The organism is Winogradskyella pelagia (assembly GCF_017581965.1).
In the GTDB taxonomy this organism is placed as follows: domain Bacteria; phylum Bacteroidota; class Bacteroidia; order Flavobacteriales; family Flavobacteriaceae; genus Winogradskyella; species Winogradskyella pelagia.
The window spans coordinates 308,098-329,307 of sequence record NZ_JAGEVF010000001.1 but is presented as its reverse complement, the minus strand read 5'-3'; the positions used below and the strand labels follow the sequence as shown (position 1 = coordinate 329,307).

Genomic DNA, 21,210 nt, shown 5'->3' with positions numbered 1-21,210 from the left:
TCCATTTTTAACACAAAAAACCGTTTCAATAGTGAAACGGTTTTTGCAAACATCTATTTTCTGATTGAATTACAAATCAAATTTTATACCTTGAGCTAGTGGTAGTTCAGTCGTATAATTAATGGTATTGGTTTGTCGCCTCATATAAATTTTCCAAGCATCAGAACCCGATTCGCGACCACCGCCAGTTTCTTTTTCACCACCAAAGGCACCTCCAATTTCAGCACCCGAAGTCCCTATATTAACATTAGCAATACCACAATCACTTCCGGCATGAGATAAAAATGCCTCAGCCTCCCTAAGATTATTAGTCATTATAGCTGAGGATAATCCCTGTGCAACGTTATTTTGAATTTCGATTGCATCTGTTACTTCTCCTGAATATTTTAGCAGATAAAGTACAGGTGCGAAGGTCTCGTGCTGTACAATTTTAAAGCCATTACTCGCTTCAGCTATTGCAGGCTTAACATAGCAACCGCTTTCGTATCCTGCTCCAGATAATACTCCGCCTTCAATAATGAGTTTTCCACCTTCTTCAACAACTTGCTCAAGTGCATTTTTATACATCGCAACAGCATCTGTATCAATTAATGGACCAACATGATTATTTTCATCTAAAGGGTTACCTATTTTCAATTGTTTGTAAGCATCAACGATGGCGTTTTTTACCTTATCGTAAATAGACTCATGAATAATTAGTCGACGTGTACTTGTACAACGCTGGCCAGCTGTACCAACGGCGCCAAAAACAGCTCCAATGACTGTCATTTTTATATCAGCATCTGGTGTAACAATAATAGCGTTGTTTCCTCCCAATTCTAATAAGGTTTTACCTAATCTCCCAGCTACTTCTTGGGCCACTATTTTACCCATTCTTGTTGATCCTGTTGCAGAAACCAAGGGAACTCTACTATCCTTTGTCATAAATTCCCCAACACAATAATCCCCATTAATTAAGCAAGAAATACCTTCTGGTAAATTATTTTCGGCAAAAACCTCAGCCGCTATATTCTGGCATGCTACACCACATAATGGCGCTTTCTCAGAAGGTTTCCAAATACAAACATCACCACATACCCAGGCCAAAGCTGTGTTCCATGCCCAAACAGCAACAGGAAAATTAAAGGCAGAAATAATACCAACGGCTCCTAGTGGATGGTACTGCTCATACATGCGATGTCCAGGACGCTCGGAGTGCATTGTTAAACCATGTAATTGACGTGATAGTCCCACAGCAAAATCACAGATGTCTATCATCTCTTGGACCTCTCCAAGGCCTTCTTGGTAAGATTTACCCATTTCGTAAGATACCAGCTTACCTAAAGCCTCTTTTTTCTCACGTAGCTTTTCCCCAAATTGACGAACAATTTCGCCTCGCTGAGGAGCAGGCATTACACGCCACGTTTTAAATGCTGTTGTTGCGACAGTCATCACTATTTCATAATCAGCTTTTGTCGTAGATTTTACTTTTCCTATTAATTGGCCATCTACTGGAGAATAACTTTCAATAAGTTCTCCATTTGAAAATTTCTGAGAACCTGTAGAAGTCCCTTCATTGACTGCGCCAACACCTAAATCTTGTAACGCTTCTTGTATTCCGAAATCTTTAGCAACTACTTGCATTGATAATTAGTTTTTATGAATTATTAAATTATGCTACGAAGTTACTAAGAATGTCCCAAAATAATAGGATTTACGAGTTGAATTACGTCTGTCCTAGAAAGAAAGCTAATGAGATTTAAGAAGACTTTAACTCTGGGTAAAAATCTATATCCAGAAAGTAGTCCGTACATCTATTGTAAGTAATTGCTTAATAAAAAATAGTTGCCCTATGCGCTAGACACTTTATAATACCGCTAAATTTTATATTAAAAATTATGAAAATCATCAAATCCTTATTTGCGGTAATGCTGTTAACAAGTTCTAGCATATCCCTTGCACAAAAACAAGCTTATGTAACAGCCGATAATGGCTTAACCGTTAGAGAGCGGCCCAATCCCAAGGCACGAAAAGTTGGCAAACTAGATTATGGAGATGCTATTGAAATCACGGAAAGAACAAATATTAATCTTACACTTATTGATGAAGGTGAACAAATCGATGGAAACTGGGTGAAAATTCAGTCGCCTTCTATTACCGGTTATGTTTTCAACGGTTTTCTGTCTAAAGACAGAATAGTCAATCCTATTGAATTCAGATATATAGGACTAAGCATGAAGTTGAAAAATCTTAAAACTACTGAAGAATTTAAAATTCATACATTTCACTATACCGACACCATTAAAATTGGTGTTACTTTAGGAGATTCGCCAGAAGGAAAAATCTTGATCGTAAACAATAAAGACTACAAAAGGATAAGTGTATTTCAGCGCTTTGAGAGTAGCATCACTATAATGAATGAAGGACCACATTGTGATCTTACAGAATGGAAGCATTACCACTCACAATGGAAACCCATAGAAGCCATTACAAAAACTAAATTTAAAACGCTAAGCTATAACCAGGGCGGAAGGCAACAGTTTATAGATATAGATATACGAGCTCTAAAAGAAGAGGTGGAAAATAAGTGTGGTAAGGATTGGAGTAATTATGTAAAGGGAATAAAAACCTTAAATGATTATCCTGTGGGTATTTCTATAAATGGTATATTTCTGAAAGTGCTTATCACTGACCAGAATGATAAAGTTTCCGAAAAAATAATAGAATTTAAAATTCCTATGGGTTGTTGATTATGAATACTGCTAAATCCTACTACGCTGTGATATTTACTTCAAAACTGAAATCTAACGAAGGCTACAGCGCTATGGCAAAACAAATGGAAACTCTTGCCAAAACCCAAGAAGGCTTTTTGGGCATAGATAGTGCTAGAAATGACTTGGGAATTACAGTCAGTTATTGGAAAAGTCTAGAAGTAATTGCAAAATGGAAAGCAAACTCTAGCCATCTTACTGCTCAAAATAAAGGCAAGGATTTGTGGTATAGTTGGTATAAGGTACGTGTTTGTAAAGTTGAGCGAGAGTATAACTTTGATTCCTTGCCTTAAATTCTATTAAGGATTATTGCTTCGTACTGAATTAGCATTTGAATCAAATCCGTATTTTTGCATTTCTAATTATATAACATATGGACACACTTCAATTTATACACTCTTATTGGGCTTATCTGGTGTTAGTTGTTTTGGTATTAGCAACCCTAAATGCCCTTTTTAAATTTTTTGGCAACAAAGAGTTTGAAGCCAGAGATTTCAGAATCTCTTTATTTACTTTAATAACAATGCATATTCAGCTTCTTATTGGTATAATCCTGTTTTTTACCAAGGATTACTTTTCTACTATTGAGCAAGTTGGTGGTATGGGAGAGGTAATGAAGAATTCCGCATTAAGAAATCTTATTGTAGAGCACCCAACAACTATGATTATTGCTGTAGTTTTGGTCACAATGGGCTACTCAAAACATAAAAAGAAACTAGTATCTAAACCCAAATTTAAAATGCTCGCCATTTTTTATACGTTAGCACTGATATTAGTATTAGCCAAAATTCCTTGGGGTTTATGGTTTTAATAAAAAAAGGCCTTGATTTCCTCAAGGTCTTTTTTTATTAATCTATTCAGCTTGTTTAATAAGATAGACGTAAACCGGAAAGTGATCACTAAATCCGTTTGTAAAGCCTCCATCAGCAAAACTTCTAAAAGGATAACCGCGCCATCTGCCTCTTTTATTTGACAAATAGGCCTTATTATAAATACCAGCTTTCCAAAACCTATAAGAGGAATAGTCCTCTTCTAATAAAGGTTGAGTTACCATTATTTGGTCAAATAAGCTCCAAGCATCTCTATAGGCTGTTGTTCCATAGCCTTTATCGGTAAACATTTTTTCATAAGGATTATATATTCCTTTTAAAGGTACTTCTTCTTTTTCCTTCTTAGCTTTTAGAACCTCCTTAACACTGTCATTTGTTGGGTCGTCATTAAGATCGCCCATGGTAAATATTTTAGCATAAGGATCTATGGATTGCAAAGAGTCGATAAGACGCTTGTTTAACTTGGCTGCACCAACTCGTTTAGATCGGCTTCTTGCCTCACCGCCACTTCTAGAAGGCCAGTGATTGACTATGATATGAATAAGGTCACCATCTAATTCTCCACTGACTAAAAGTTGGTCTCTAGTATATACGCGTCTTCGAGTTAAATCATCATATATCTTTAACTCATGTGAACTAGAATCAATAGGTCTAAACAAAGATTTCTGATATAAAAGTGCTACATCTATACTTCTTCGGTCCGGCCCTTCAAAATGAATTATACCGTAATCCTTAGGCAACAATAAAGGATCGTTAACAATGTCTTCTAATACGTCCCTATTTTCAATTTCGCAAACTCCTATTATTGCAGGGGAATTTTTTGCCATATCCGTTCCGATATTAGATATGACTCTTGCCATGTTCTTTACTTTTTGCCTGTACACATCAGCTCGGTTTGCTTTCATTTCCATAATCGGGCTAGCTTCATCGCGCTTTAGTGGGTCATCAATAGTATCAAACAAATTTTCTAAGTTATAAAACGCCAGTGTGTGAATTTTAAACTTTTTTTCGTCTTGGGCGTTAGAGGTCAAAAAACAAAAAAGAATACTTAAAACAACAAGTGATTTTAATATCTTCATAAATCAATTTTTGTGCATTTACAATTGTGCAAATCTATTGTTAAATTTATCTTAATAAAAATTAGCTATCGCTACGGCAATGCCGCATATTAACTTATCGTTATATCGAATCAAATTGCTTGCCAAAAGTATGTAATTATCATAAATAATGTACATTTGTGCGCCTCAAATAACCATTATTTAACCTACAGTAACAATCAATATTTAAAATGGGCATGAAAAAAAGTTTTTTATTTTTTCTATTTGGAATTGCCTTCTGCCTAAGTGGTTTTGCACAACAAACCATTATTAAAGGAAGCGTTCTAGATGGAACAACAGGAGAACCTATTCCTGATGTAACGATTTCTATCGAAGAAACCGGACAAACAGCGAAGACCAATGCCAAAGGTGAATTTAGTTTTACGCAAAATGTTCCTTTGGGAGATCAGGTTTTAAAGGTAGAAAAAGTAGGTTATGTCGTAAAGCGTTATCCTATCATTGTTAATGAAGGGCAAACGGTAGACATTACTGGTATGACTCTCGATTTTGATTCGAGCGACAAAAAAGATCTATTCATTATTTCAATTTCTGACGACAATTTAAATAGTGAAGACGATGGTTTAACGGATAATATCTCTGGTCTGCTTCAGGCATCTAGAGATGTTTTCTTAAATGCTGCGGCCTTTGATTTTAGCGCCACATTCTTTAGACCTCGTGGTTTAGACAATGCCAATGGTAAGGTCCTTATTAACGGTGTTGAAATGAATAAACAATTCAACGGTAGACCTCAATGGGGTAACTGGGGCGGATTAAATGATGTTCAAAGAAACCAGGAGTTTTCAATGGGTCTTGCGCCAAATGACTATAATTTTGGCGATTTAGCAGGTACTAACAATATTGTTATGCGTGCCTCAAAATACAGAAGAGGAGGGCGTATCTCCTACGCATCTGCAAACAGAAGCTACCAAGGAAGAGTAATGGCTAGTTACAGCTCTGGATTACTCGAAGGCGGCTGGTCATACACAGTTTTAGGTTCTCGCCGTTATGGTGAACAAGGCTTTATCGATGGAACACTTTACGATGCAAATTCATTTTTTGTAGCCGTTGAAAAACAAATTAATGATAAGCATAGTATCAACTTCACTGGGATATATGCTAAAAACAGAAGGGGGCGATCTACAGCAATAACCGAGGAGGTCTATAATCTTAAAGGACGCGAATACAATCCGTTCTGGGGCTTGTTAAACGGTGAGCAAAGAAACTCTAGAATGCGACAAATTAATGAGCCTATATTAATGCTTAACCATTTCTGGGATATTTCTTCTAAAGTGAAATTGAACACCAATGTTGCCTATCAGTTCGGTGAAATAGCCAATACAAGAATAGATAATGGTGGAACACGTTTGTATGTAGATGAAAATGGGGACAGTGCATTCTTAGGAGGTGCTCGTAATCCAGATCCTACCTACTATCAAAACTTACCTAGTTTCTATTTACAAGATCCAAATCCAACTGCTGCTGATTTCCAAAATGCTTACTTATCTCAACAACGGTTTTTAAATGATGGCCAAATGCCTTGGCTTAGCTTTTATGAAGCCAATCAAAGACCAAGTAATGTTGGGGGGAATTCATTATATGCTGTACAAGCTGATGTAATAAAGGACCAACAATTAACATTCAACTCAATATTAGACGCTGAACTAGCTGAAAATATTAGATTAAACGCTGCGGTAAATTATAGAATGTTAAAAAGTGAAAACTTTGCTCGAGTAGAGGACCTTATGGGCGGCACAGGCTATTTAGATGTTGACTTCTTTGCAGATGAGGAAGAAGGTGGTATAGATGAAATTGCAGCCTCAACATTGGCGCAAAGTGATTTAAGAAATCCTAATCGAATTGCAAGAGAGGGTGAGCGCTACAAATACAACTATGAAATGGAAGCTAATGTTGCTTCCGCCTTTGCTCAGGCACAATTTAAATACAATAAGATAGATTTTTATGTAGGTGCTAATGTTTCACAAACCAACTACCAACGAACTGGTCTCTATGAAAATGGTTTCTTCGCAGGAGGAGGTAATGATGGTTCCTTTGGTGAAAGTGACAAACTTAACTTTACCAATTTTGGGGTAAAAGGTGGTTTGACCTATAAAATCACAGGTAAACATTTAATTGATGTCAATGGCAGCTATTTTACAAAAGCACCTTTTTTAAGAACAGCTTTTAGTAACGCTAGGCAAACCAACGCTACGGTCATTGGATTAGAAAGTGAGAAAATACAGTCCGTAGATGTGAGTTATATTTTTAGATCACCAACGGTTAAAGCTAGAATTACAGGTTTTTATTCTGGATTTCAGGATGGTAGTGATGTTGGATTTTACTTTACTGAAGATATCGCTGGTTTAGGTATTGATAGCGGAGATGCCTTCGTTCAAGAAATAATGACCAATATTGAGCGTAGACATGTAGGTGTTGAATTGGGTATTGAAGCACAGGTAACACCGACTATAAAATTAAAAGGAGCTGCATCGATTGGGCAATATACATTCCAAAATAATCCTAACTTATATCTCACTAGTGTAGATTTTTTAAATAGACAAGGTGTTGACAGAGAAGTAACCTTTGGAGACGGAACAACCAATCTAAAGAACCTTCATGTGGCAGGTGGCCCGGAGCGAGCCTATCAAATTGGATTTGAATATAGAGATCCAGATTACTGGAATTTTGGAGTTACTAGTAACTTCTTTTCTAATGCTTATATAGATGTAAGTAACTTAGCAAGATCTGCTAATTTTACTTCAGATTACGATGGCAACACCTTTAACGATTATGATCCTGACGTTGCAAAAGACTTGCTAAAGCAAGAACAATTTGATAGCTACATGCTAGTTAATATAATAGGTGGTAAATCTTGGAAAATCAATGATTATTTCGTTGGATTCTTCGCCACAATAAATAACGTTTTTAATGAAGAATATAGAACAGGTGGTTTTGAGCAATCGCGATTAGCCAATTACCGAAGGTTACAAGAAGACAAGTCAAGAGCAAGCGGTCCAATATTTGGCCCTCGCTATTTCTTTGGTAATGGTACAACTTACTACCTTAATGTATACGTAAGATTTTAAGCTATGAAAGAGAATAATAATACAAACACAATACAAGCAAATGGATGCCCATCATCCAGCAAAACATATAAAAAAGCAATTATGAAAACTTTAAAATTTAACAAATTTCTACTACTAATACTCGGATTGGTAGTTTTAAACAGCTGTGTGGAAGACGACGATTTTGAGACTCCTAACACAGATATTGTAGAACCTATTTTGGATGGAGAAGTCATTCAAATTTCTGCTGTAGCTGGAGCTCTTGGTCAAATACATGGTGGAGGCATAGATTATGACAATGACGAAGATTTTGTTTTCTTCAATTTCGATGATGCCGGAATAGTACAATATATGGAGGGTTACGTAATTTCCTCTGATGAGGCAGGTAATTATTTCGAAGAAATTATCCTTCAAGATAATCCTGAAGACCCAACGGTGGGTATCAGACTCTTAATTGATGTCAATCCGTTGTTTGGTAGATACGAAGTAGGACGTAAAATATACGTAAGACTTAATGGCCTTTATGCTGGTATTTCAAATGGTGTTCTTTCTTTAGGAATATTGGATGGAAATCGTATTGGTAAAATACCTTCTGCCGTAGAAGATATTGTTATAAGACGTTCTGCAGAATTTACAACTATGATTCCGATGCCTATGGAATTCTCAGATTTTTCTAGTGATAAGACAAACTTACTTATTGAATTACAAGATGTACAGTTTAACCGAAATCAAGCAACTGGGCCTAACCCGTTGACATATGCTGGTGAGAGTTTTGATGAATTTGATGGTGAGCGCCAATTAGAAAGCTGCACGACCTCTTCAGCTGTGGTATTTAGTACAAGTACATTTGCAGATTTTAAAGGATTAACTTTACCTTCTGGTAGAGGTAACATGACGGCTATTTTATCCAAAGACTTTTTTGGCGAGGTATTTAATATTGTAATAAGTTCTCCAGAGGATATAAACTTTGATAGCCAAGAGCGTTGCGATCCAGATTTCTTAGAGTGTACAGATCCTTCTGGTGGAGGTGCTCCAATCTATGAGGAGGATTTTGAAGCTTTTGGAACTTATCCTTCTGAAGGTTGGGATAATATTAATGTAAGCGGTACGGATACAGACTGGTTTATCAGTAGTTTCAGCGGAAATTTCTATTCTCAAATCTCTGCCTTTAACTCTGATAATGACGAAGCTAACGTATGGCTTGTAACGCCTCCTATTGATATGGATAATACCACTGGCGAAGAATTATCTTTTGACATTCAGGCTAATTTTGACAATGGTACAAATCTTAGCGTGTATATTTCTACAGATTATGCAGGTGATCCAACAACGGCTACTTGGTCTATCTTAGATGTTACTATCCCAGTTGGTCCATCAAGTACATTTGGTAATTTTGAAAACGTCGGTCCGGTTAATATTTCTTGTGTAGAAGGCACTGCCGTGATAGGATTTTTATACGAAGGTTCTGATCCTAGTGCAACTACTAGATATCATTTAGATAACGTTGTTGTTACTGGTAATTAAAATTTTAAAATAAAATTTATACAGGCCACATCTCGTTTTATCAGATGTGGCTTTTTAATTGAGTTTTCTTGGTGCTAGATACTTTTTACATAACAATCTATAATTATTATCAAAAGGCGTACGGTAAAAGAAGTATAACTCTTGCAGCTATATATATTAATTTACTGCATAGTTCAATACTTTGGTTGTTTTCTCTTTTTGCCTTGGTATTTGCACAACAAATGAAACTTCCAGTTATGTCTAACACCAAATTCTTCATCTTATATGGTTTGATGATAATAGGAATTATCTTTAAAAACTGGTTGTACTATTCTGGCAAAAAGCGAAATATTCTAAAGAGTAAACGGCAAGGCAAACCCCATGCAATAGGATTACTTTGGGCATTGCCTTTTGGATGTTTTTTGTTAGGTTACTTTCTTTATCAATTGAGATAAAAAAAACGCCATTTCCATAGAAATGACGTTTTCGATATAAGATTAATTATCTATTATTCTGACATATTTTCTTTTTTGTCTGCACAACAGGCCTTTTTGCAGTCCTTTGCACATGCCATTTTTTCAGCTTCTGTTTTTTTAGCACAGCATGCTTTATCGCAGTCTGGTTGGCAAGGTTCTTTTTTTGCTCCGAACTCCTCAACCACTTTCATGTCTTTTACCTTGTAAACATCTCCAACTTTCGCAACAGCTTCCTCTAAAGATTGAGGCGTTACTTTGGCATCATCATATTCAACCATGGCAAGTTGCTTATCAAAATCTACTTTTGCTGATTTAACACCTTCCATTTTCGCCATTTTCTTTTCAATAGTATTGGCGCAGCCCATTTTACAGGTCATACCCTCTATACCAAATTCAACTTTGGTGTAATTAGCATTAGGGTCTAACTCGTTAGAGGCAACCTCTTTTGATTGGTCCATCGCAACTGTCTTAACCTCAGGCTTCACATCATTCTTACAAGATGTAAAAGCCATTGTAAACAATGCAACTAAACAAATAGTTTTTACAGTTTTCATGACTTATAACTCTTAAATTTGAGCTAAATCTAATAAAGATTAGGCATTCTTGCGAAGTAATTAACGATTTTTGTGATTCTTTTTACAAGAATTTACATGAAAAGTCTTAACCTGAAGTGGGTTTATCTTATAGCATTGTCCATTATTTGGGGAAGCTCATTTATACTTATTAAAAAATCACTTCTTGGACTTTCTGCCTTTCAACTAGGTGCACTTCGTACAGTACTCACAGGACTATTATTGATTTCATTTGGGTTCTTCACTATAAAGGAAATTCCGAAAGCAAAATGGAAATGGATAGCTTTTTCTGGTTTTATAGCTTCTCTAATACCGGCTTTCTTCTTTGCTATTGCAGAAACAGAGATAGACAGTGCTGTAGCGTCCATACTAAACTCTTTAGTTCCTTTGAACACTATTCTTTTAGGACTAGCCTTTTTTAAAGTTGCCACTACCACAAAACAAGTTATTGGAGTTATTATTGGTTTTATTGGTACGGCTTTGTTAATACTTAGTGGAGCTGATATTAATCCCGATCAAAATTATATTTATGCTGGTTTTGTGATTGTATCTACACTAATGTATGCGACCAATGTAAATATAATAAAGCGGCATTTACAAGATGTACGCCCGCTTGCCATAGCTACTGGAAATTATGTAATAATTATTATCCCAGGAATTATAATTTTAGTTCTTTCAGGGTTTTTTGAATCTAAGACCTTGGACGGTCCAAATTTTTATGCCTCTTTAGGTTATGTGACTATTCTTTCTATTTTTGGCACAGCACTAGCAAAGGTTTTCTTTAATAAGCTAGTACAAATCTCAACACCCATATTTGCTTCTTCAGTAACCTATTTTATGCCTATCGTCGCGTTGATTTGGGGATGGTTGGATGGTGAAAAATTGAGTTTTATTCAATTGATAGGTGCTGTATTTATTCTTCTAGGGGTTTACGTCTCTAATAAATATAAACCATAAAAAAAGCCGAAGCAATTGCTTCGGCTTTTTAGGATATCCTTTTGTTAATTAATCAAAATCTGCTTCAGAAACACCTTCGTTGATTTTAACTTCTTTTATTTTAAACTCAATGACTTGACCCATTTGACTCCCTGATCTTACATTTGGGAATTTAATTCCCTCATAGGCTTGATAATCTTTTAGAAATGTCTCTTGGTTTTGAGTTTGTCCCTGCATTGAAGTTGTTTGCACTTCTTTAATCTTTAAACCTGTTTCAATACTATAATAGTAAGCTAAAGAAATAACATCTCCCGGAACTTCAACCTTATAGGCTTTTTCGCCTTCAACCTCTTCTACTCCTGCCAATTTAACTTTATCTGAATTCAACATATTAAGCTCTGGGAATAATCCAGCCATTATACGCATGTCGTTAGCCATATTTTCTGGCAACGGATTTTTATTCATGGTTGCCTTATCCTTAGTTAATACAACAGCCATCATTGGATTCCCATTCATGGATAAACTCTGTGCTGTTTTTCCATCTAGACGTCTCTCCTCACTTACTATTGTAGATCCCATTGCAGAAGCCTCATATGACACAAGAATAGAATTAAGATTATCAATTTTTGCCTTGCCACCAACGGCCTCTAAATATGCCGATATAACAGAATTTGCATCTACACCATCTGGCATTTCAGAATCGTAAGAAGGCTTCTCTGTTTTATTCGCATACTTATCGTAGTACATAATTGGGAGGCCCGTTTTCTCAAGATTTTCTAATACTTCACTGCCTTTACCAACAACTACAATCCTAGCGTTTTCGGTTTTAAAATATTTGTTTGCTACACGCTGAACATCTTCTTTAGAAACTGAATTAATTTTTTCTAAATAAGTCGTATAAAAATCGTCTGGCAAGTTGTTTAACTCAATGTTTAAAGCATAACGCGCTACGGTTTGCGGACTTTCTAACCTACGAACAAAATCTCCAACATAACTTGCCTTTACGTCGTTTAAAGTCTTGCTTTCTACCGGTTCTGTCTTAATCCTCTTTATTTCCTTGAGGGTCTCTACTACGGCACTATCCGTAACAGCATTTCTAACTGCTGCTCCAGCTGTGAACCGAGAAGCTCCCCATCTATTCATACTTACATTAGAACGTGCACCATAAGTATAGCCATGCTCCTCACGAAGATTCATATTTAAATAACTATTGAAACCGCCACCCAATATCCTGTTAGCAATTAAAACTGAATGATAGTCTTCATCGTTCATTTTTATGTCTACATTATTCATCAACGAAATATTCGATTGAACCGCATTAGGCATATCCACAAAATTGATTTGAGTATATTGAGCATTAGGCATTACCTCTGCCAACGTCATTCCCACATCTATAGATGACTCCCAGTTCTCAAAATAGGTTTTCACCTTTCTCTCAATATCTAATAATTTTACGTCACCAACAACAACCAGATAGGCGTTATTTGGATTAAAATATTCGTCATAATATGCCAAAACATCAGCAAACTGAATATTATTTAAAGTTTCTTCGGTTTCAAATTCACCATAAGGATGGTTTGCACCAAAAGATAAAGCACTACCCACTCTGCTCGCAGCAACATCTACGCTCTTTTCACTTGACTTAATATTCTCAATTGCTCTTTCCTTTTCTTTATTAAACTCCTCTTCAGTCAACAATGGGTTGATGGCAGCATCTGCCATAAGCTCTAGTATACGATCGCTGTATTTAGAAAGTCCACTAGCAAAAGCACTGCTAGACCCAAAATTTAAATTAGCTCCTAAAAAATCTATCTCGTCATTAAACTCATCTTTAGGAATGCTCGTAGTGCCATTCCCAAGCATTGCAGCTAATATGCCAGACACACCGGCCTTATCTCCTTCTGGTATTGGCTTGTTATCTATAGTTAGAGAATAGGATACTCTTGGTAATTTACGGTTAACAACCACTAATACCTTGATACCGTTTTTCAATTCAAATTCGGTAGGTTCTTCTAAGACAATCTTAGGTGAAGGCCCAGGTTCTGGCATCTTAGAACGATCCACTTGTGCATTAACACCAATTGCCATTACTAATAGAACAATAAGTGAAGTTATTTTTGTTTTCATAATATGTTTCGTTGTTTTGGTGTTATTGATCATCATTCTTTGGTAAATATTCAAGTATCACGCGTTGGTTGGGATTTAAATATTTTTTGGCCACCTTTTGCATTTCCTCTCTTGTGATAGAACGATAAATATCAATCTCTGTATTGATTAAATTAGTGTCTCCATAGTAATTATAGTAGGTGGCTAATGACCCGGCAATACCTTCTACACTCGAATTTGAGCTCACAAAATTATTTTCAAACTGGTTCTGAATTTTTTGGAAATCACGTTCAGAAATCAGTTCATTTTGAATTTTTACAATCTCCTCATCCATTTCAGTAATTAAGGTGTCAAGAGCAACATCACCCAATGGAATACCAAATAGAATATATGCTCCATAGTCTTCAAGACTTAAATTTACAGCCTGTACCGCAAGCGCTTGTTTTTGTTCGTCTACAATTTTCTTGTATAGTACTGAACTTTTTCCTCCACTTAAGTATGAAGAAATCATACTAAGAACGTAAGAGTCTCTATCTGTCATTCCAGGAATTCTATAGGCTGCAACTACAGCAGGGATTTGAATGTTGGCATCATATGCTTTGCCTCTTATCTCCTGTGTAATTGGGTCTTCTTTAGGAAAATTCCTTTCTATTTCTGCTCCTCTTGGAATAGGACCAAAATAGTCTTGAATCATTTTCTTAACTGCTGGTTTATCAATATCACCCGCGACCACCAACGTACCATTGTTTGGTACATAAAACTTTTTATTAAAGGCTTGGAACTCGTCTAAAGTCGCTGCATCTAGATGCTCCATTTCACCAATTACCGTTCCTTTATAAGGATGCTTTTTAAATAGCAACTTTTGAACTTCAGCCAAAAGATTACCATAGGGTTGGTTATCTACTCTAAGGCGTTTCTCTTCTTTAACCACTTCATTTTGGGTATCTACACCGATTTGATTGATGACAGGATGTAACAAACGCTCAGATTCTAACCATAACCCCAATTCTACATTGTTAGATGGAAAAATTTCGTAGTAATAGGTGCGATCAAAATCTGTGGTAGCGTTATTAGTACCACCATGAGATGTCACTATTTCAAACCATTTTCCGCGTTCTATATTTTCAGTTCCTTCAAATAAGAGATGCTCAAAAAAGTGTGCAAAACCAGTTCTATCCGGTTGTTCATCTTTAGAACCAACGTGATAGAACACAGACGTAATAACAACAGGTGCTGTATTGTCTTGATGCAAGATAACATGCAACCCATTGTCTAAATCATACTCCTCAAACTCCACATTTTGAGCATTAGTAAACAACGTTACTAATAGCAAAAGTGAAAGAGAATAAATTTGTTTTTTCATTATTCAGTATATTAAGTTTGTATTTGTTAAATGTTTGTCTCAAGACGCCCTGTCTTGTTACAATAATCCTCACAAAAATAAGGAATGACAACTCATTTTTGAAAAAATATACCTAAAAACAGAAAGAGTATTTCAATAAGTTCCCATTATTATTGCAATCTCTGCCCTAAAAGGATTTGCAGATTAGGAATTTAGAAGTATATTTGCATCCGCTTTCAGAAAACTGAAAGTATCTAATTTTAGAAAAATTAATAAAAACGATACGCTATGTACGCAATTGTAGAGATAGCAGGGCATCAATTCAAAGTTGAGAAAGACCAAAAAGTTTTTGTTAATCGTTTAGCTGAAGACGAGGGAAAAAAAGTATCTTTTGATAATGTCCTTCTAATCGGTGACGGTAACAAAGTAACTGTTGGCGCCCCGGCTATAGACGGTGCACAGGTAAGTGCTAAAGTCTTAAAGCACCTTAAAGGTGACAAGGTAATTGTCTTTAAAAAGAAAAGACGTAAAGGATACCGTGTTAAAAATGGTCACAGACAAGCCATAACAGAAATCCAAATTGATAGCATTTTAGCTTCAGGTGCTAAACCTGCTAAAAAAGCTAAAGCTGAAAAACCAGCTGCCAAAGTTGAGTCTAAATCAACTCCCAAGGCAGAAACCAAATCAGTTGAGACTAAAGAAGCTTCTCAAGATTTAAGCAAACAAACGGTTGCTGAATTAAAAGAGATGGCAAAAGCAAAAGGCATTACTGGTTATTCTTCAATGAAGAAAGCCGATTTAATTGCTGCATTAAGTTAATAATCCTTTAAACTCGAAATAAAATGGCACATAAAAAAGGAGTCGGAAGTTCGAAGAACGGTAGAGAATCAGAATCGAAACGCTTAGGTGTTAAAATCTTTGGTGGACAAGCTGCCATCGCAGGAAATATTCTGGTTAGACAAAGAGGTAATACACACCACCCAGGTGAAAATGTATACCAAGGAAAAGATCATACTTTACATGCTAAAGTTGATGGTGTTGTGAAGTTTTCTAAGAAAAAAGACAATCGGTCTTACGTTTCTATAGAACCTTTTCAGGCATAACTAAACGTTTTTCGTTATAAAAATAATACCCTTTCTGGAAAACCAGAAAGGGTATTTTATTTAAACGATATTCATTTTCTTTAATAAGAAACTTGCATTCATGTTTTTACAAACCCCTTCTTTTAATCTGTAGTCAAAAAATAGCTCATCGTTTTTAATTTGTGCATCAAAGAAGTAATTCTTTACAGATTTTAATTCAGACTCGATTTCAGTAAGGCTTAGATCGTGGGTGGCAATAATTCCTGTAGCCTTTAATGCCACCAATTTTTCCACAAACTTTCTAGAACCTATTGCTTTATCGGTGCTGTTAGTTCCTTTTAAAATTTCATCAAGAATCACAAAATAATTAGAATCTGTGGATAAGGTTTCAACTATAAACTTTAATCGGGTTAACTCTGAAAAGAAATACGAACTGTCGTCAGTTAACGAATCTGTGGTTCGCATACTTGTAATGAGTTTAATTGGTGCATAATTACTTGTTTTAGCGCAAACTGGCAGGCCGGCATTTGCCATTACTATGTGGAGGGCAACAGTTCTTAGAAAAGTACTTTTCCCAGCCATGTTTGCTCCGGTAACAATAAAAAATTGGCCTTTTAATATTTTTACATCACTTGTAATTCGCTTATCCTTGGCTAATAATGGATGCCCTAAACCCTTTGAGTCTAAAGTGAGGTCTGCACTAGAGATATTTGGATATATATATTCTGGGTGATTAAAAGCAAAATTTCCTAAACTGTTATAGGCATCGAAGAAAGTCACGACCTCAAACCAGTCCGCTACTTTTTCTGAATAGGCCATAATCCATTTTTCTATGTGATAGGTTTGCCTAATGTCCCAAAGCAAGTAACCATTTCCAAAAATTGCGGAAATTAAATTATTGCGATTATCTAATGCATCTAAGGCCTTGGAAAACTGTTTAAAAATGGTTGATGCTTTCTTACCATCACATTCTATTTTACGTTGTTGGTCAATCAACATCTCGGAACTAAATACCTTTTCTTCGATTTGTTCTAAAAGAAGTGCGTACTGTCTAAACGTATCCTTGGCTTTTTCTGTTTGTTGCGCTATGATATTTATGTGCTTTAGATATAAGCCTGTGATTCCTAATCCAATGATGATGAGGTAAACTAATATATCAATGGGGAACAAACCAAAAATAGTCAGTGCTAGGGTAGCAAGAGACAATAGGCTAAACCCTATACTTCCACAATAATGAAACCGTTTAAGAAATGGCTTATAGCCTTTTAGCCATGTTATAATTGAATGTGCTGAATGTTCTACGGTAACACCTTGGGAAATTCCCGAATACAACTGAATCCATTCTGGCGTTGTTGAGAGTTCCTTTATCGCCTCTTGCCTACTTTCAATAGCCTTAACAGTATTTGACAACAAACAATTCACCAAAGTGTCCTGTCCTTCCTTAATGGTCGTTCTATTAATAAACTGAAAAAATGACCCACGGCCAAACATATCAATATCTATGCTAAAGGCGTGTTCTGCATGCAAATACTCCTTACCTTCAGGTTGACCTAGAAAATCCCCAGAGGCAATTCTTATTTCATTGTCGTTAATCTTAATTAGTCGCCTGTGGAGTGCTCGCTGAGATTTTATATCTGTATACTGTGATAGTAATATTAAAAAAACAGATATCCCAATAATTGCAGTTAAAAGGGCGAGTTGCCATTTTGGAAATAGTATATAGATTCCAATGACTGTCAATACAAATACAGACAATCGCAGCAGGCTCATAAGGCCTAACTTTTTAAACAGTCTCTTGGCCTCAACTTTATGCTTATTCAGTTGGTCATTATAAAACTGTATTGAATCTTCCATGGATTTTATAAAATAAGAATCCCAAGATATTAATTTACCTTGGGATTACTTTAGGTTATTTTTAAGTTAGATTAAACCTATGTGAAACTTAACCTTTTAAACTTGCTGTTAAATATTCGCGGTTCATGCGTGCTATATTCTCTAGGGAGATACCTTTAGGGCATTCCACTTCGCACGCTCCAGTATTAGTACAGTTTCCAAACCCTTCTTCATCCATTTGTTTCACCATATTCATTACACGATCCGTAGCTTCGACTTGACCTTGTGGTAACAAAGCAAATTGAGATACTTTCGCTGAAACAAATAACATTGCCGAGGAGTTTTTACAACTTGCTACACACGCACCACAACCGATACAGGTAGCTGCGTCAAAAGCTTTGTCTGCATGTTCCTTTTCAATCGGAATAGCGTTGGCATCTTGAGTATTTCCAGATGTATTCACTGAAATAAACCCACCTGCTTGTTGTATTCTGTCAAAAGAACTTCTATCAACAATCAAATCTTTTACTACAGGAAATGCTTTTGCTCTCCATGGTTCAATATAAATAGTATCTCCATCTTTAAAGCTTCTCATATGCAGTTGACAAGCCGTAATTTTAGTTGCCGGACCATGTGCACGTCCATTTATATATAATGAACATGTGCCACATATACCTTCTCTACAATCGTGATCAAATGCTACTGGCTCTTTACCTTTTTCTATCAATTCTTGGTTTAACACATCCAACATTTCAAGAAAAGACATATCTGGTGATATTCCAGATACAGGATAGTCCACTATTTTTCCTTTTTCATTGGCGTTTTTTTGACGCCATATCTTTAACGTTAAATTCATCATAGCAATTTTATTTATAACTTCTCTCTTTCACTTCTATATTTTCATATTCTAATGGTTCTTTATGGTGTACGGCCTCACTAGGCTGACCTTTGTACTCCCATGCCGAAACATATTGATAGTCTTTTACTCTTAAAGCTTCCCCACTTTCAGTCTGGTATTCTTCTCTAAAGTGTCCTCCTGCAGACTCGTTACGCTCCAAGGCATCTTTGGCAAATAATTCGCCCAGCTCTAAGAAATCAGCAACACGGCCGGCTTTGGCTAGCTCTTCATTGTATTCATTTTCTTCACCTGGAACAAAAACATCCTTATAGAATTCTTCACGGAGTGCAGCAATTTCAGAAATAGCTTCTTTTAATTCTTTTTCATTACGCGCCATACCACATTTGTTCCACATGATTTTTCCTAATTTCTTATGGAAATAATCTACAGACTTAGTGCCTTGGTTATTAACTAACTTATCTATTTCGGCACGTACTTTTTCTTCTGCAGCATCAAATTCTTTGCTATCGGTGGGGATTTCTCCTGTTCTAATATCATGCGCTAAATAATCTCCAATAGTGTATGGAAGCACAAAATATCCATCAGCGAGACCTTGCATTAATGCCGAAGCACCAAGACGGTTAGCACCATGGTCAGAAAAATTAGCCTCACCAATGGCATACAAACCAGGAACGGTTGTCATTAGGTTATAATCGACCCAAAGTCCACCCATAGTGTAATGCACCGCAGGATAAATCATCATTGGGGTTTCGTATGGATTCTGGTCAACAATTTTTTCATACATCTGGAAGAGATTTCCATATTTATTCTCAACCACTTCTTTTCCGAGTTTTGTGATTAGTGCTTTATCTTCAACATTTAATCCCTTAACATACGCTTGCTCTTTACCATAACGCTCAATTGCTGAAGCAAAATCTAAATATACCGCTTCACCTGTTTGGTTAACACCATAACCTGCATCACAGCGTTCTTTTGCTGCTCTTGATGCTACGTCACGTGGTACCAAGTTACCGAACGCAGGATAACGACGCTCTAAGTAATAATCTCTGTCTTCCTCTGCCAAATCAGTTGGTTTTAGACTACCATTTCTGATGGCTTCAACATCTTTTTTATGTTTTGGAACCCAAATACGTCCATCGTTTCTTAATGACTCAGACATCAATGTTAGCTTCGATTGATGGTCGCCAGAAACAGGAATACAGGTTGGATGAATTTGTGTGTAACATGGATTTGCAAAGAAGGCACCGCGTTTATGTGCTTTCCAAGCTGCTGTTACATTACTTCCCATGGCATACGTAGACAGGTAAAAGGCATTTCCGTAACCACCAGTTCCTAAAACAACAGCGTGAGCCGAGTGTCTTTCAATCTCTCCAGTTACTAAATCACGAGCTATAATACCTCTTGCTTTGCCATCGACTACAACCACGTCTAACATTTCGTGTCGTGTGTACATTTTAATTTTACCACGACCAATCTGTCGATTCATTGCTGCGTAGGCCCCAAGTAATAATTGCTGTCCTGTTTGGCCTTTTGCATAAAAGGTTCGTGACACTAATACACCACCAAAAGAACGGTTATCTAATAAGCCTCCATACTCTCTTGCAAAAGGAACGCCTTGTGCTACACATTGGTCAATGATATTTGTTGAAACTTCGGCTAAACGATATACGTTGGCCTCACGCGAACGGTAATCTCCGCCTTTTACAGTATCGTAAAACAATCTGTAAGTAGAATCACCATCACCTTGGTAATTTTTAGCGGCATTAATACCACCTTGTGCTGCAATAGAATGAGCACGTCTTGGTGAGTCTTGAAAACAAAACGCCTTTACGTTATATCCTAATTCAGCCAAGGTTGCTGCGGCAGAACCTCCAGCTAAACCAGTACCAACAATAATCACATCAATTAATCGCTTATTTGCTGGATTAACTAAGTTGATATCATTTTTATGTTTTGTCCATTTGTCCGCTAAAGGGCCTTCTGGTATTTTAGAATCTAATATTGACATAGTCTTCTTTTTTTAATGTGTAAAGTGATGGTAAACAGCGATGAAAATAAATAACGCAGGAATCCCTATAGAATACACTTTACTAAATCCTTTTAAACTTTTTACATATTTATTGTTGGCTCCTACTGACTGAAACGCCGAATTAAAGCCATGTAATAAATGGAGTGACAACAAAACAAATGAAACCACATAAATTAAAACGCGAACCGGACTCACAAACTTTTCTCGAAGTTCATCATAATAGCGGAATCCAGATTCAGCATTATTAGCATCAACTAAGCCGCTCATATCGCCTTGAACATATTTAATGGTCATTTCATGAATCCAAAAATCATAGAAATGAAGTACTAAAAATGCTAATACTACAGCTCCTGTTAACAACATGTTCCTACTCATCCATGTAGAATTATCTTTGGCTACATTTTTAGCATAGCCAACGTCTCTTGAAGCTTTGTTTTTTGCCTCTAAAACAAATCCCATTACAAAATGGAACACCACACCGACTATTAAAATAGGCTGCATTAGGCCTTGAACGAGAGGGTTTGTACCCATAAAATGTGACATGTTATTAAATAACTCTTCACTAAAAACTGAAGTGAAGTTTATTGAAACATGCATTACCAAAAAAATCATAAGAAAAAAAGCAGAAAGTGCCATTGCAAACTTTCTACCTACGGAAGATTTAAAAATTCCACTCATTGTAGATCTAATCTTTGTGTTAGTCTCACAAAAATACTGCACACGCCACGTTTTA

Annotated in this window: 17 protein-coding genes; 8 read left to right on the top strand and 9 right to left on the bottom strand. The window is 36.2% G+C overall.

Annotated features, from left to right (window positions below; all coding sequences use genetic code 11):
* Positions 1–69: 69 nt before the first annotated feature.
* Positions 70–1,623, bottom strand: a complete 1,554-nt coding sequence (gene amaB / locus J4050_RS01505) for an L-piperidine-6-carboxylate dehydrogenase (RefSeq protein ID WP_208152169.1) — start codon at positions 1,621–1,623, stop codon at positions 70–72.
* A 254-nt stretch (positions 1,624–1,877) separates the two neighbouring features.
* Between amaB and J4050_RS01500 the strand changes: the two genes are divergently transcribed.
* The 3 genes from J4050_RS01500 to J4050_RS01490 all read left to right on the top strand — a co-directional run bounded on the left by J4050_RS01500 (position 1,878) and on the right by J4050_RS01490 (position 3,561).
* Positions 1,878–2,729 carry an SH3 domain-containing protein gene (locus J4050_RS01500; protein WP_208152168.1) on the top strand — a complete coding sequence of 284 codons (852 nt, stop codon included), beginning with the start codon at positions 1,878–1,880 and terminating at the stop codon, positions 2,727–2,729.
* Positions 2,730–2,731: 2 nt separating this feature from the next.
* Complete coding sequence (locus J4050_RS01495) at positions 2,732–3,043, top strand: antibiotic biosynthesis monooxygenase family protein (protein ID WP_208152167.1); 312 nt, start codon at positions 2,732–2,734, stop codon at positions 3,041–3,043.
* 80 nt (positions 3,044–3,123) lie between these two features.
* On the top strand, positions 3,124–3,561 hold the full coding sequence (locus tag J4050_RS01490) for a hypothetical protein (protein WP_208152166.1): 438 nt from the start codon (positions 3,124–3,126) through the stop codon (positions 3,559–3,561).
* A gap of 42 nt (positions 3,562–3,603) precedes the next feature.
* Here the strand turns inward: J4050_RS01490 and J4050_RS01485 are convergent, their stop codons facing one another.
* Positions 3,604–4,659 (bottom strand): endonuclease/exonuclease/phosphatase family protein, encoded by a 1,056-nt coding sequence (locus J4050_RS01485; protein WP_208152165.1) that lies wholly within the window; start codon positions 4,657–4,659, stop codon positions 3,604–3,606.
* Between the two features lie 215 nt (positions 4,660–4,874).
* On the opposite strand from J4050_RS01485, the gene J4050_RS01480 reads away from it, so the two are divergent.
* Both J4050_RS01480 and J4050_RS01475 read left to right on the top strand, forming a co-directional pair.
* On the top strand, positions 4,875–7,760 hold the full coding sequence (locus J4050_RS01480) for a TonB-dependent receptor (protein ID WP_208152164.1): 2,886 nt from the start codon (positions 4,875–4,877) through the stop codon (positions 7,758–7,760).
* Positions 7,761–7,841: 81 nt separating this feature from the next.
* Positions 7,842–9,263, top strand: a complete 1,422-nt coding sequence (locus J4050_RS01475) for a DUF5689 domain-containing protein (protein ID WP_208152163.1) — start codon at positions 7,842–7,844, stop codon at positions 9,261–9,263.
* Between the two features lie 487 nt (positions 9,264–9,750).
* Here J4050_RS01475 and J4050_RS01470 read toward each other — a convergent pair whose 3' ends face one another.
* Positions 9,751–10,272: a heavy-metal-associated domain-containing protein gene (locus J4050_RS01470; RefSeq protein WP_208152162.1), complete on the bottom strand. Its 522-nt coding sequence runs from the start codon at positions 10,270–10,272 to the stop codon at positions 9,751–9,753.
* 96 nt (positions 10,273–10,368) lie between these two features.
* On the opposite strand from J4050_RS01470, the gene J4050_RS01465 reads away from it, so the two are divergent.
* Positions 10,369–11,247 (top strand): DMT family transporter, encoded by an 879-nt coding sequence (locus tag J4050_RS01465; protein WP_208152161.1) that lies wholly within the window; start codon positions 10,369–10,371, stop codon positions 11,245–11,247.
* Positions 11,248–11,295: 48 nt separating this feature from the next.
* Here J4050_RS01465 and J4050_RS01460 read toward each other — a convergent pair whose 3' ends face one another.
* Both J4050_RS01460 and J4050_RS01455 read right to left on the bottom strand, forming a co-directional pair.
* The gene (locus J4050_RS01460; RefSeq protein WP_208152160.1) at positions 11,296–13,353 is read right to left on the bottom strand and encodes a M16 family metallopeptidase; all 2,058 of its coding nucleotides are present in this window, start codon (positions 13,351–13,353) and stop codon (positions 11,296–11,298) included.
* A gap of 22 nt (positions 13,354–13,375) precedes the next feature.
* A complete protein-coding gene (locus J4050_RS01455) occupies positions 13,376–14,695 on the bottom strand; it encodes a M16 family metallopeptidase (RefSeq protein WP_208152159.1) in 1,320 nt (439 codons plus the stop codon).
* A 267-nt stretch (positions 14,696–14,962) separates the two neighbouring features.
* Between J4050_RS01455 and rplU the strand changes: the two genes are divergently transcribed.
* Both rplU and rpmA read left to right on the top strand, forming a co-directional pair.
* Positions 14,963–15,493, top strand: coding sequence for a 50S ribosomal protein L21 (gene rplU / locus J4050_RS01450; RefSeq protein WP_208152158.1), 531 nt, complete (start codon positions 14,963–14,965; stop codon positions 15,491–15,493).
* A 23-nt stretch (positions 15,494–15,516) separates the two neighbouring features.
* On the top strand, positions 15,517–15,777 hold the full coding sequence (gene rpmA / locus J4050_RS01445) for a 50S ribosomal protein L27 (protein ID WP_208152157.1): 261 nt from the start codon (positions 15,517–15,519) through the stop codon (positions 15,775–15,777).
* Between the two features lie 60 nt (positions 15,778–15,837).
* On the opposite strand, the gene J4050_RS01440 is transcribed toward rpmA, so the two are convergent.
* From J4050_RS01440 to J4050_RS01425, 4 genes are all read right to left on the bottom strand, one after another.
* Positions 15,838–17,610: a MutS-related protein gene (locus J4050_RS01440; protein WP_208152156.1), complete on the bottom strand. Its 1,773-nt coding sequence runs from the start codon at positions 17,608–17,610 to the stop codon at positions 15,838–15,840.
* Between the two features lie 88 nt (positions 17,611–17,698).
* Positions 17,699–18,445 (bottom strand): succinate dehydrogenase/fumarate reductase iron-sulfur subunit, encoded by a 747-nt coding sequence (locus tag J4050_RS01435; RefSeq protein WP_208152345.1) that lies wholly within the window; start codon positions 18,443–18,445, stop codon positions 17,699–17,701.
* A 10-nt stretch (positions 18,446–18,455) separates the two neighbouring features.
* The gene (locus tag J4050_RS01430; protein WP_208152155.1) at positions 18,456–20,456 is read right to left on the bottom strand and encodes a fumarate reductase/succinate dehydrogenase flavoprotein subunit; all 2,001 of its coding nucleotides are present in this window, start codon (positions 20,454–20,456) and stop codon (positions 18,456–18,458) included.
* Between the two features lie 12 nt (positions 20,457–20,468).
* Positions 20,469–21,155 (bottom strand): succinate dehydrogenase cytochrome b subunit, encoded by a 687-nt coding sequence (locus J4050_RS01425; RefSeq protein WP_208152154.1) that lies wholly within the window; start codon positions 21,153–21,155, stop codon positions 20,469–20,471.
* Positions 21,156–21,210: the final 55 nt, after the last annotated feature.